Origin of the sequence: Actinotignum urinale DSM 15805, assembly GCF_000420445.1 — a bacterium.
GTDB classification, from domain to species: domain Bacteria; phylum Actinomycetota; class Actinomycetes; order Actinomycetales; family Actinomycetaceae; genus Actinotignum; species Actinotignum urinale.
The window spans coordinates 285,645-298,152 of the sequence record NZ_ATUY01000002.1 but is presented as its reverse complement, the minus strand read 5'-3'; the positions used below and the strand labels follow the sequence as shown (position 1 = coordinate 298,152).

The following is a 12,508-nucleotide window of genomic DNA, read 5'->3' as shown; positions in this document are numbered from 1 at the left end:
ACAAACCCTCCTCTTTTTCCGTTCCTTTATAAATTACACGCGTGTAACCCCCTTAAGTCAAGCAGGAACAAAAATTTACCCCATAGCGTATATATCAGCGTAGCCAAAAAGATAAAACCCTGAATTTTTCTTGAGTAAAAAGTCCTAGGTTTGCCGTTGCGGTAGTTTTTTCGTCCAAAATACGGGAAGATATAGGAATGAGAGGAATTATTCTTGCCGGTGGCTCCGGAACTCGGTTAAACCCGATTACGCTTGGTACGTCCAAACAGCTCGTACCCGTGTACGACAAGCCCATGATTTACTATCCGCTCACAACGCTAATGCTTGCTGGAATCCAGGATATTCTCGTTATTACGACGGTTGAGGACGCCCCGGCTTTCCACAGGCTTCTTGGAGACGGTGATCAGTTCGGAATTAATCTTCAGTTCGCGCAACAAAAAGTGCCCGACGGGCTGGCGCGTGCGTTCACAATTGGCGCAGATTTCATTGGCGACCAACCCGCAGGGCTTGTTCTCGGTGATAATATTTTCTATGGCCCGTCGATGGGGCGCCGCCTAGAGCGCAACACCAACCCTGATGGTGGAGCCGTTTTCGCCTACCACGTCTCCGACCCGCGCTCCTACGGTGTTGTTGAATTCGACGAGAACTTCAACGCTATTTCTATTGAAGAAAAGCCCGAAAAGCCAAAGTCTCATTTCGCTGTTCCCGGCCTCTATTTCTACGATAACGACGTTGTGGAAATTGCCCGTAATCTCAAGCCTTCGGCGCGTGGCGAATACGAAATCACCGACGTGAACCGCGAATATTTGAACGCCGGAAAGCTCAAGGTTGAAGTCCTAGACCGCGGCACCGCCTGGTTGGACACCGGCACTTTCGATTCCCTCGCCGATGCAACGAACTTTGTGCGCACCATCCAGGCCCGCCAAGGTTTGTCCGTCGGTTGCCCCGAGGAAGTCGCTTGGCGCCGTGGTTTCTTGAACGACGACGAACTGCGTGTTCGCGCCGAAAAACTGGTGAAATCCGGCTACGGCACCTACCTCCTGAGCCTGCTCGAGTCCAAGCACGACGTGCCGTCCTCTAACCTCTAATTTATTGGCGTTAGGAAGCTACGACAAAGGTACGTACTGTAATGTTCAAATTGTGGGGAGTGCGGATTTTCCACACTCCCCACAATTATTTTAATTTTTTTGAGATCTGTCCTCGACATAAAGTTTTCGTGAAATAAAGTTGTATACCATGACAAGAACCGTGGCATAAATCTTTGATACCGGCTCTGAAATACCGCAAATTTCTACGAAAACATAAAGGAAAATCTGATTGGCGACCAATCCGATGAGGGTAAGAATGGTAAAGATAATAAATTCTTTACGTTTACTTCGATCATCACGAGATTTAAACACATATCTCATACTTAATAGGTAATTAACAATGATTCCTATGGAGTACGAAATCGTGCTCGAAACAATGTAGTTAATTGATAGGGTGTATGTGAAAAATAAAAATCCACAATAATCTACCAGAGTTGAAATCACACCGACAAAGCCGAAACGAAAAACTTGCTTAATCAATGCTACGTATTTTTCGATTGTCATAGATTCTCTTTACTGCCCCATTAATATTTGACGTGCAAAGAGTGCAAATGTTGGCAGGATGTAAACATACAGACCAGCGTTATATAGATATACAGTTCCTGTTGATACCGACGGTTCCGTTATAGCTGAAGCCCTTGTTAGAGGAGAAGTGCCCGAAACCATCGCATCGGCTAATTTCATACGCTGAGCGCACAACACGCAGATTCCAATCATTAATGCGATAGCAAAAGCATAAATCACTTGTGGTAGATTCAGACCTAGTTTGTCAGCAATAGATTGGAAAGAGGGGAGTCCCGAATATTTAATACCTAAGAGTTTCGGGATCACTCCCCCATTAATCATGTTTTGATCCATGTAAATCGAGAAAAATATAACTGAATGCGCGATGATGAACACAAAGAAACCAGTGGCGAGAACCATGAGTTCCTGCATTTTTGGATGTCCTGCAATAAGAATGGCAAGGAAAGGGGTAACCAATATCCACCAGTACGTATTTGCCTGGAAAAGGACAAAGGGCAGGGCTAAAGAAATAAATGCGAGGTATATTGCCTTGTGGCGGAAATCTTCCTCGCTCTTTGGGGAGGATACATACGCATATATAGTAATTAACGCCAATGCAACCAATGCAAGTGAAACGTATCCGAAACTGAACGGTATACCATTATCAATTAACTTTGAGAAAAGATGCGCTCTTTGAGCCTTGGCAATCTCATACCCCGGCATTTTTTGTTGAAGAAGTTCAGTAACCAAGGTAACTGAAACGCCCAATGCCCCATATTTCATTAAGGGAAGAACCCGTTTTTCAACGAAAAGAATAAGGGGTGCAAACGCAAAGAAAGCGAACATTTTGCAGGCAATAGCAAGAGACATGATTAATGAAAACTTTATGTAATCATGTTGCACATAGAAAACCATCGCTGTAATAAAGAATACAAGAGTAATGACGTCATATTGCCAGAACACAGCATCGGCGAAAAGCGTAATAGGTGAAGCAAGATAAAGATACGCAGCCCACTTAGCAGTCCCCGAATCATACTCAAGCTTGCGTGCTAATTTTCCAACAAACCACGCAGTGAGGCACAGTAACGCAACAATAACAAGTTGTGTATACCTTACACATAACATTACCTGTGTCGCATTTGTGTAATCAAAACCGGTAAAAAGTGCCAGAATAATCGCGATTGGTATAAGGAAAATAGCAATAATCGCATAGAAAACAAAACCATACATGGCGATCATGATGGTTGAATCGGCAGAAATCGAATAGAAATTAACGAAGTTACCTGTGCAGATAGACCAGATAAGCAACATCGCATGTTGCACAGTAGCGTGCAGGTCTGAAAGATCGCGTAAGAAGAATAGAAAACCGATAAGCATCGACACAGCAGGAATAGCCCACTGCACCCGCGAAGGGCCCCGACTCAATGATATTTGCCTCAATGCACTAGCCTTTCATGTGTAACATCTGGTGGAGAAGGAACTATTCGATAGTTGTATGTGGAGATACATCTTCTTTTGTTCCGCCAATAATGGCAGGACGGTTTTCTCGTAAATAATCATTAGGATGAGAAAGAATAACAAAAAGTGGGCGCCCCATCGCCATGGATACCGAGGCTCCAAGATATTCCGCAATCACACCCAAAGAAATAAGAATTAAACCGGAGGTGACAAGTATGGTAATAATTGTTGATGACCAACCGATTGCTGTGGCAGGATGTACCATTTTGTTAACAAAAACGACGATTGCCATAACAAAACCTAAGATTGCTGTGAACCAACCAAAGAAGGATACAATGCGCAGACTCTGCGTCCCACTAGATACGACCATGCGTTTAAAATGAGCAAATAACGAGCGGAAAGTGTACCCAGATTTATGGTCGCCTTCATCACGCAAGTTCACTCCGGCAACCGCAACGGTAGAAATCCATCCCAAAGCAACATCCATGTAAACACCGTTACCAGCCGTTTTCGCTGCCGCGCGCGCAATTTCGCCGAGGATTAATCGGAAACTATTGTAATTCACGGAATCCTTAGTATTAAGAAGGAAATCAACAACTTTTTTCGCACCGCGAGATGCTATATTTCGTACAAACCCGTGCGGAGGCGCATTTAAGGGTTTTGCGTACACCAATGTTGCCGTTTCATTAATTGCTTGATCAAGGAGAATCCCAATATCGAAAGGATTCTGTTGTCCATCTTCATCTATGGTAACAACCCACTGACCTGTTGATTGAGTAATACCAGCGAGTGTGGCGGCATGTTGACCAAAATTACGCGAAAGCCACACAACTTTTAACCACGGATAACGCAAGGATAATTCACGCAGAACTTCAGGTGAGTTATCGTGGCCATGGTCATACACGCATATAACTTCATCAATAGTCCACGTATTGCTGTGTGGAGATGTATTGACACCTGTAAGCTGTTCAAGTTCAGCAAAGAGAGCAGGCAACGTGGAAGCTCCTTGATAAACCGGAATAACAACAGAAATTGAATGCAGAGTCTTTTCCGACATACTCCAACTTTCTTCTTCACACAATGTTTCTAGGTGTTTTACGTTTACTTATGGAGAAACTGCGCCTCAACCATAAGAAAATATTCACATTTCGAAACTATAGCCTGAAATAGTCATTCTTTGCGAAAAGGTGACGATTCGTATAACGCAATATCTAAAGAGCCATTCTTCTGTGGCATAATATCGATAGCGAGTGGTGTTTCAATATAAACCTCCTTGCGCAGAATTGATTTTGCGTTTCATCACGTTTCACTACACGCTTCTACACTTCTCATGCACATATAACGCATCACTCGGAAGGGAACGGAGCATGGATTTTTTAATTTTTGGCGGAAACGGATTTATTGGTTCTCATCTCGTTGATTCGCTTCGTTCTCGAGGGCATGACGTCAGTGTCTTTGACCTTTTCGACGGCTCGCGCCCTCATTGGGAAGCCAAAGATGTCACCTGCATTTCCGGAAATTTCCTTAACGTAGCAGAGGTTGCATCTGCTCTACATGGACATACCAACGTCGTTCATCTTCTCTCCCTCACCGACCCTGCGACTTCCCAAGCAGACCCTACTGTCGATATTCGGGCAAATCTCTTATCTTCTGTCACCCTTTTTCAAGCATGTGTACAAGCGAATGTGAAACATGTGTATTTCGCATCAAGTGGAGGAACCGTTTACGGAGTGCAAGAAGATAAGCAATTCTTCAAAGAAACCGATCCCACGTACCCCATCTCCCCCTACGGAATTGGAAAACTCTCTATCGAGCACTACCTTGATTATTTCAGAACCTCACACGGTTTAAACTCAACAATTTTCAGGATTTCAAATCCTTACGGAACACGGCAAAACCCTAATAAACGTCAAGGAATTATCCCGATCTTCCTCCAAAACATCCTTCACAATAAACCGTTAACAATTATGGGTGACGGCTCGATGACCCGTGACTATATTTATGTCCAAGATTTAGCAAAACTCATGGCACACGCAATGACTACCGATAATCCACATCACGTTTACAATCTTGGTTCCGGAACATCTACCAGTGTCAACGATATTGTTCATGCCATAACAGATGTTGTTGATTATTCTCCCGTTTGTGAGCACATCCCCGCCCCCGCATCCTACGTTCCCCATGTGGGGCTCGATATCTCACGGTGGATAACCGATTTTGGTGAGATGTCACTCAAACCTCTCCATGAAGGTATTCAGGCTACGTGGAATGAAATTTCTTCCCACGTAGCTTAACCCCACTGGCTCAACACATCAGTGATGTGTTGAGCCAGTCTTTCGTGAAGGTGCATTTTCGCACCTTCAAACAGCAAATGGATATGTTTTCGTTTGAGAAAGCCGGCCATCTGAGGTATACACTCTGAAATGAGTCCAGTAAATACCAGGTTGTGGCTTCCATGACGCCCACGGGCCTCTAAACTGAGTCACCCATTCCTTCTTACCTACGTCGTAAATAAGGATTTCGGTTCGCGCGCGTGGATTATTTGAAACGGCGCCCAGGAGGATATCGTTTGTACGCCATCCAGCATAGGTTCCATCCACCGCTGTTGTACCTGCCTGATACTTAAAGCTAATAGTTCTCATACCTATAAAGTCGTGCGTTTGAGCATGGCGCACTTCAACATGGAGCCAATAATTACCTTCTTCTGAACTCCATCCCGCCCAGTTTGCAGAATTCCAGCCCTGGAATTCTTTCCACTTTTTTGTGTCCAGGTTGTACTGCATAAAACGATATTCCAAAGGTACCGCTGATACGGGCGGGGCTATACCCACAGCAATATCTTCCTGACGTATTATCCAGGTCATATTCACAGGAGGATTTTTGTACCCAAACGCATTAAGATCAACTTTTCCTTGGATACCTGGCACGCGGCCACTTGACGTGTACTGCCATCCTCTATAGTTTTCATGATAATTAAAGCCGGGCCTTTTGCTGTAAGCGGCAACCCAATGTGTTTTCGCATGGATTGAGGGCTTATTCAGAACCCCATTCAACATTGCCCTGTAAGAATACACCGAAAGATTTGTGTATCCCGCTGCTTGCATGGTGGACCACCAGCTGTTAATAATACGTTCATATGCCTCAGGAGTTCTAGGAGACATGTGGGTACGTCCATCGCTAGGGTCTTTCCAGACAAATTCTTCGAGATCGTACACCACGGGGAGAGCCATATCTGAAGGCCTGACACCAGCTTTTTGTAACACGCTGATCATGTCACGTGCTTCTTGCACGGCATCTCTCTCATCTTCAGCATAAGAAAAATGGTAGACACCAAAAGGCATATTCACACTGCGGGCTCCATTGATATTACGGACCGCATAACCGTCCTCGTTCCCGCCACTTCCAAAGCCGGTACGAATAATCGCGCCTTCAATACCTGAATTCTTCACTGCCTGCCAGTCAATGCCCTTTTGCCACTTTGAAACATCAATAACTTTTTTGGCATCTTGAGCAAAAAGCTGTCCATCTCCATCAAAGAACGCTTTTGTTCCATTGTATGTTCCCCATCGCGCTCCCTGTTCATTACCGTCTTTAGGAGGAGAAGTAAGAGATTGGGCAAACGACGAAGGAATAACTGAACGCGAGCCAGCTACACCACCAAAAGTTTTAGGCGTTTGAGAAGCTAAAGATGGCCCGCTATTCGTCGAACCTTCAACTTCACCACTCTTTGTTGGATGACTACCCGGAGTTCCTTCCTTCTCAACCACCTTATTGTTATCTGGAGAAGTTTTCTTCTGACCAGGATCTGTTTTTTTCATCGTGTCCGGGTTGGGATTGCCACCTTCGGCACGAATATGTTCGCGGACATCTCCAACTTCTACCGGAATGAAAGACTCACCATTTGTTTTCGCTAAAGGATCGGGCGGAGTACCCCTGCTACCAACAATCTTTTTGTCTGTAATAACCGCACCGGTTTGGGCATTCTTAATTTCCCCGTCTTTGGTGAATACCACGTTTGGAGCAACAAGCTTATCTTTATCGCTAAGAGAGCTTGCAATCTTATCGGGTAGTTTCTGCCCGCCATTATCTTCAATATCTTGCGAGACCTCATTTGCCACGCCTTTATGCGTAGGAAATGATACTGCACCAGCCTGAACAAAACTCAAAGGGATAGTAAGCAATCCCACGAGCAATCCACTCACTACACGACGGTTCTGCATAGCCACTCCATTTTCGGATGATAGACAACCAAATCTTTAACTAAATTAAATTAACATGGCACGCGGAAAATCTCTATATGACACAACTCAAGGAGTCCTATCCCACTCGTCAAATAAACTAACTATTTTCCACCTAAAACAACAGGCGCAGCAACTTCCCAACGCTCTTTCCAGTTGCCGATTGGCTTGACACCTTCACGATGTAGAGCATCATGGCCTAGCACGGAGAAGTGTGGGCGAGGCGCCGCGCGATTAAATGAAGCAGAGGTTGCCTCTTCAACGCTTTCAGGGTCTGCCCCTAAATAGCCCACGATTTCACGCGCAAAACTCCACCAATTAGTGCGCCCCTGCGCTGTTCCGTGGTAGGTGCCAGAAGGAATATCTGCTTCAACCATGCGGATAATGAGGTCTGCAAGATCAACCGTCCATGTAGGCTGTCCAACTTCGTCGGTCACAACTTTCAATGTTTCGCCTTCAGAAAGGCGCTGCTGTATTTTCTTGGGGAAGCTCGAACCCTTAGCGCCGTACAACCAAGCGCTTCGAATAATGTAATAGTTGTCTGTTTCGCTACGAACCGCCCATTCGCCGGCGGCCTTGGTTCGTCCGTAGGCTCCCGTGGGTTGCATAATGACATCTTCTGAATACGGGCTTATAGCATCTCCGGAGAACACGTAATCGTTGGACACCTGAACGAATTTCACGCCAAGTTCCTTACAACGGCGAGCAAGAATTTGCGGTCCGGTTGCATTAATACTAAACGCCTCGGCTTCGTCTTGTTCGGCTTCGTCAATAGCCGTGAACGCCGCCACGTTAACAACAACATCGGTGTCTTTAATAAGCTGTGAAACAGCCTGAGGATCGGTAATATCCAGTTCATCTTTATCGACGGCAAGAACATCTTGGTCACGTTCGATAAGCATTTTCACCAAATCTGTTCCGAGCATACCGTGAGCACCCGTAACAACCCACCGCATAATTCCTCCACTCGTCACGCAATCCTATTTATCACACTAGAAATACTAAGAGTACTCGTTTAATTCTCAACTTTCTTTACCGCCTACATCACAATATGCCCCTGACAGACACGCTACAATTGGAAATACAGTCTTTACCCATTGAATAAAAGAGAAGGTTTTCCATGGAAATTCGCGAATTGAAGATTAAAGGTGCTTGGGAAGTCACAACAAAGCATTTCCCCGATGAACGTGGCATATTCCTTGAAGCCTACAAATCCAGCGAGTTTGAAAAAGCTGTTGGCCACAAGATTGACCTTCGTCAGGCAAATATTTCCGTCTCTAAAGCGGGGACGGTTCGTGGTATTCATTTCGCGGATGTTCCGCCCAGCCAGGCAAAATATGTTGTGTGCCCGCGTGGCGCCGTTCTCGATTTCGTTATCGATATCCGCGTTGGTTCCCCAACTTTTGGACAGTGGGATAGTGTTCTTCTCGATGATGTTTCACGCAAGGCGATTTACATTTCTGAAGGGCTCGGGCACTGTTTCGTCGCCCTTGAAGATGATTCAACCGTTCTGTATATGTGCAGTGCGGAATATGCTCCCGGGCGCGAACACGGCGTGAATCCGCTGTGCAAGTGCGTGGGCTTGGAATTCCCGGAAACTGATCGTAACGGCAATAAGCTCGAACTCCTCCTCTCCCCCAAGGATACCGAGGCGCTTGGCTTGTGCAAGGCGAAGAAGGCGGGCCTCCTCCCCTCATATGAGGACGTCCAAGAGTTCATCGCCACGTTGGACAAGTAGACGTTGGTTTTTCGACGACGGCACACTGTAGCCGTCGTCGTGATTTTTAAGGAGAAGTGATGGCTGACAGCGCCTTTCCGCAAGGTGATAGCAACGCTTGTATTGCCGTGTTTATTACCTATAAACCGGGAACGGATTGCGCACGCCAACTTGAGGCTCTTGCTCCACAGGTTGCGAAAATCCTTGTTGTTGATAATGGTAGCGACGAGGAAAATTGTGCGCTTTTGCGTAGCAAGGTTGAATCGCTAGGCGGTGAGTTCATCGGGCTTGGGGACAATTACGGCATTGCTGCCGCGCAAAATATTGGGATTAGGCGTGCTAAAGAGTTAGGCGCGCGCTATGTTCTTATTTCGGACCACGATTCGATTGCTTCCCCAACAATGGTTTCCGGACTTATCGAGGCCGCCAATAGCGATCCACTCATTGCTGGGGCTGGGCCACTTCCTTCCGAGAACCGCGAGGGAGCCGATCAGCTCGTGTATGTGGCTCGTAAGTGGTCGCCGAAACGCGCTCGCCCTGAGGAACTCGCGCAACCGACTCTAGATGTTCCCTTCCTCATTGCCTCCGGGTGCCTGCTCAAAATGGAAGCGCTCGACGATATTGGGCTTATGAACCAATCCATGTTTATTGACCACGTTGATTTGGAGTGGGGCTTGCGTGCACTCAAAGCCGGCTGGCGCCTCATCGCCGTTCCATCAAAGCACCTCGAGCATTCGCTTGGCGATGAAGTGGTCCAACTACCCGGGCGCGCCCAACCCGTCCACGTTCATTCCCCAATCCGTAACTACTATATCTTGCGTAACACCCTCCACATGGTACGTTCCGGGCTAATGCCTCCCAAATGGCGGATCCGCTACACATGGTGGGCAATGAAATATATGGCTTTCAATGGACTACTTGCTGATAGGCTACCGGATCGTCGAAAAATGATGTGGCACGCACTTAAGGATGGTTACCGGCACAGATTGGGGAAAATCGGGAAAGATACGTAACTTCGCGTAAACATCCCTAGGTAAGGCATGGTAGTACCCCGGCAAACACCTGGCAACAGATAATCAATCGCATATGAGGTGGCGCGTACATGAACTCCATAAAACACCATCCGAATGCAGATATAATCCAGAGGAATATCTCACTCCATCCGGTGTTCATACACGAAAACTTGATTATTTCACGTAGTATCGTTACAGATATTGATTTATCGAAAGGTTTGCTTTGACTGATAATACGCGGACTTACAACGCACTCGCGTATGAGCGTTTCGATCGTTTATCACACGAAGATTTGCGTCCAGTAGCACCCACACAGGGAAGGATTCGTGGCACACGCGCATCCTGGGTAGCGATTTGGGAATATCGAAATCTGTGGTGGCTTCTTGTGAAACGCGAGCTTAAAGCACGCTACAAAGATTCAGTTCTTGGCTTCCTATGGACATTAATCCGTCCACTCATTCAGCTTTTTATCTACTATTTTGCAATTGGTAAAATTCTGGGCGCAGAACGAGGAATCCCTGATTTTGCAGTCTATATTTTTGCTGGGCTTACGCTCTGGCAGCTTTTTAGTGAAATTGTTGCCTCGGGAACCACATCAATTATTGCCAATGCCGGGGTTATTAAAAAAGTCTATTTGCCCCGTGAAATATTCCCTCTCGCAGCAACTGGTGCCTCGGTCATTAATTTTGTTGCACAAATGGTTATTCTGGTGTTCGGGGCCTATTTTATTCGAGGAATTGATATTGTTCCGTTCATGATATATATCCCGGCAAGTATCCTTGTTGCCCTTGTTTATGGGGTTGCCTGCGCCCTGTGGCTATCTGCCGTGAACGTGTATTTACGTGATGTTCAATATCTTGTTGAAGTTGCACTCCTTGTGGGCATGTGGCTGTGCCCCATTCTCTATTCCTTCTCCATGGTTATCAGTATGGCTCCTGCATGGGTAGCTACAGTATTTTCCTGGAATCCTCTCAGCCTTGCAGTCATGGGAATGCAGGCAGGAGTGTGGAAAGCAGGTACGTTAACACAGGCAGTGTACCCTCCGAAACTCCTTACACATATAGGTATTGTGTTGGCAATTGGAATTGTCCTTATTTTCGTTGCTCAACGATACTTTGCGCGCAAGCAGAAAAACTTTGCTCAGGAGCTTTAAATGCCAGAATATACACGTCCCGATACTGCCAACGTCATCGAAGCTCGCGATATTGTCAAAAAATTTACGATGAAAAAAGCGAAATCTCTCAAAGAACGTATCGTCAATTTTGGCAGAACTAAAGCCCACGAGAAAAAATTCACTGCTCTCGATCATGTCAACCTTGAATTACGAGCCGGTGAATCTCTTGGACTAGCAGGGCCAAATGGTTCTGGAAAATCAACATTGTTAAAACATATTGGCGGGATTCTTACCCCAGATTCCGGGGAAGTTTTTGTTCGCGGACGTGTAGCTGCACTTCTTGAGCTTGGTGCAGGCTTCCACCCCGACCTTACGGGGCTGGAAAACATTTACCTTAATGCCTCTATTCTCGGTCTAACAAACGAAGAAATTGATGAACAACTAGAGTCCATTATTGAATTTTCCGGAATTCGTGATTTCATTGGAACTCAAGTTAAGTTCTATTCCTCCGGAATGTATGTGCGTTTAGCCTTTGCCGTCGCCGTTCATTCAAATCCGGATATTCTCCTGGTTGATGAAGTTCTTGCAGTGGGCGATGAGCCGTTCCAACGCAAATGCATGAATAAAATTAAACAATTCCAGGAAGAAGGCCGCTCCATTATCCTTGTTTCACATTCTGCGGAACAAATTATGGAGGTGTGCGATCGCGCCGTCGTCCTACAACACGGGAAAGTGATTGCAGAAGGTCCCGCAAAGGAAGCAATGGCTGTTTTGCATAAAACTTACGCTGATGAATTACAATCCTCCCTTGAAACAACCGAAAATAGCGAAGACAGCATAGTAAAAATTAACGACGTGACGATAGTTTCACCACTTAAGGACTACTACAACGGAGAAAAGTATCATTCCTCAGGCAAGGATCTTGATGTGCGTGTCAACATTACAGCACAACAACCCTTCAGCAACTACGACGTCATCATAGATATTGAAGACCTTGAAGAAACACTCGTTTTTGGGATAGATACCCGTTGGCGTCGCTACGCTATGCCGACGATAAACGGTGAAACTGCTATTACCTTCCACCTTCCCACCTTCTATATTGGGGATGGGAAATACGTTTTCAATGTGAAAATTCTAGACTCCTACGGAGTCCCCCAAGCAAGTAGCTACCGGACCTCGCTCTTTACCGTTCACAGCGACGCCATGACGAAAGGATACGTCAAAACATTCCCAACAATCCACGTGACCTCTAAAGATATCGACCAAGATGTTGTTGACGTAAAACCACAATCTTAGTATTTCGTTTTTATCCTAAAATATCACATCTAAGGTTGCCTCAATGGTTGAGCGTTGAGGCAACCTTTATTTTGCCGGAT

Annotated in this window: 11 protein-coding genes; 6 read left to right on the top strand and 5 right to left on the bottom strand. The window is 45.9% G+C overall.

Going from position 1 to position 12,508, the window contains the following annotated elements; genetic code table 11:
- The first annotated feature begins 197 nt into the window (after nucleotides 1–197).
- A complete protein-coding gene (gene rfbA / locus G445_RS0102970) occupies nucleotides 198–1,088 on the top strand; it encodes a glucose-1-phosphate thymidylyltransferase RfbA (RefSeq protein ID WP_022866083.1) in 891 nt (296 codons plus the stop codon).
- 90 nt (nucleotides 1,089–1,178) lie between these two features.
- Here the strand turns inward: rfbA and G445_RS0102965 are convergent, their stop codons facing one another.
- The 3 genes from G445_RS0102965 to G445_RS09435 form a co-directional block, all read right to left on the bottom strand.
- Nucleotides 1,179–1,592, bottom strand: a complete 414-nt coding sequence (locus G445_RS0102965) for a GtrA family protein (RefSeq protein WP_022866082.1) — start codon at nucleotides 1,590–1,592, stop codon at nucleotides 1,179–1,181.
- 9 nt (nucleotides 1,593–1,601) lie between these two features.
- The gene (locus G445_RS0102960) at nucleotides 1,602–2,996 is read right to left on the bottom strand and encodes a hypothetical protein (protein WP_022866081.1); all 1,395 of its coding nucleotides are present in this window, start codon (nucleotides 2,994–2,996) and stop codon (nucleotides 1,602–1,604) included.
- Nucleotides 2,997–3,072: 76 nt separating this feature from the next.
- Nucleotides 3,073–4,107: a glycosyltransferase gene (locus G445_RS09435; protein ID WP_022866080.1), complete on the bottom strand. Its 1,035-nt coding sequence runs from the start codon at nucleotides 4,105–4,107 to the stop codon at nucleotides 3,073–3,075.
- 310 nt (nucleotides 4,108–4,417) lie between these two features.
- Here G445_RS09435 and G445_RS0102950 point away from each other — a divergent pair, with 310 nt between their 5' ends.
- A complete protein-coding gene (locus G445_RS0102950; protein ID WP_022866079.1) occupies nucleotides 4,418–5,344 on the top strand; it encodes an NAD-dependent epimerase/dehydratase family protein in 927 nt (308 codons plus the stop codon).
- A gap of 66 nt (nucleotides 5,345–5,410) precedes the next feature.
- Here the strand turns inward: G445_RS0102950 and G445_RS09430 are convergent, their stop codons facing one another.
- Nucleotides 5,411–7,270, bottom strand: a complete 1,860-nt coding sequence (locus G445_RS09430) for a glycoside hydrolase family 25 protein (protein WP_022866078.1) — start codon at nucleotides 7,268–7,270, stop codon at nucleotides 5,411–5,413.
- 122 nt (nucleotides 7,271–7,392) lie between these two features.
- Nucleotides 7,393–8,262 (bottom strand): dTDP-4-dehydrorhamnose reductase, encoded by an 870-nt coding sequence (gene rfbD / locus G445_RS0102940; protein WP_306718278.1) that lies wholly within the window; start codon nucleotides 8,260–8,262, stop codon nucleotides 7,393–7,395.
- A 146-nt stretch (nucleotides 8,263–8,408) separates the two neighbouring features.
- On the opposite strand from rfbD, the gene G445_RS0102935 reads away from it, so the two are divergent.
- The 4 genes from G445_RS0102935 to G445_RS0102915 all read left to right on the top strand — a co-directional run bounded on the left by G445_RS0102935 (nucleotide 8,409) and on the right by G445_RS0102915 (nucleotide 12,428).
- Nucleotides 8,409–9,026 (top strand): dTDP-4-dehydrorhamnose 3,5-epimerase family protein, encoded by a 618-nt coding sequence (locus G445_RS0102935; protein ID WP_022866076.1) that lies wholly within the window; start codon nucleotides 8,409–8,411, stop codon nucleotides 9,024–9,026.
- Nucleotides 9,027–9,085: 59 nt separating this feature from the next.
- Nucleotides 9,086–10,018: a glycosyltransferase family 2 protein gene (locus G445_RS0102930; RefSeq protein ID WP_022866075.1), complete on the top strand. Its 933-nt coding sequence runs from the start codon at nucleotides 9,086–9,088 to the stop codon at nucleotides 10,016–10,018.
- A 223-nt stretch (nucleotides 10,019–10,241) separates the two neighbouring features.
- Nucleotides 10,242–11,171, top strand: a complete 930-nt coding sequence (locus tag G445_RS0102920; RefSeq protein WP_022866073.1) for an ABC transporter permease — start codon at nucleotides 10,242–10,244, stop codon at nucleotides 11,169–11,171.
- Nucleotides 11,172–12,428, top strand: coding sequence for an ABC transporter ATP-binding protein (locus tag G445_RS0102915; RefSeq protein WP_022866072.1), 1,257 nt, complete (start codon nucleotides 11,172–11,174; stop codon nucleotides 12,426–12,428). It abuts the gene before it with no gap.
- The last annotated feature ends 80 nt before the right edge of the window (nucleotides 12,429–12,508 follow it).

Bases quoted from the DNA above. Each gene is read 5' to 3' on its own strand.
- G445_RS0102930 (WP_022866075.1), top strand. From the start codon at position 9,086: ATGGCTGACAGCGCCTTTCCGCAAGGTGATAGCAACGCTTGTATTGCC.
- G445_RS0102915 (WP_022866072.1), top strand. From the start codon at position 11,172: ATGCCAGAATATACACGTCCCGATACTGCCAACGTCATCGAAGCTCGC.
- G445_RS09430 (WP_022866078.1), bottom strand. From the start codon at position 7,270: ATGCAGAACCGTCGTGTAGTGAGTGGATTGCTCGTGGGATTGCTTACT.
- rfbA (WP_022866083.1), top strand. From the start codon at position 198: ATGAGAGGAATTATTCTTGCCGGTGGCTCCGGAACTCGGTTAAACCCG.
- G445_RS09435 (WP_022866080.1), bottom strand. From the start codon at position 4,107: ATGTCGGAAAAGACTCTGCATTCAATTTCTGTTGTTATTCCGGTTTAT.
- G445_RS0102965 (WP_022866082.1), bottom strand. From the start codon at position 1,592: ATGACAATCGAAAAATACGTAGCATTGATTAAGCAAGTTTTTCGTTTC.
- G445_RS0102935 (WP_022866076.1), top strand. From the start codon at position 8,409: ATGGAAATTCGCGAATTGAAGATTAAAGGTGCTTGGGAAGTCACAACA.
- G445_RS0102950 (WP_022866079.1), top strand. From the start codon at position 4,418: ATGGATTTTTTAATTTTTGGCGGAAACGGATTTATTGGTTCTCATCTC.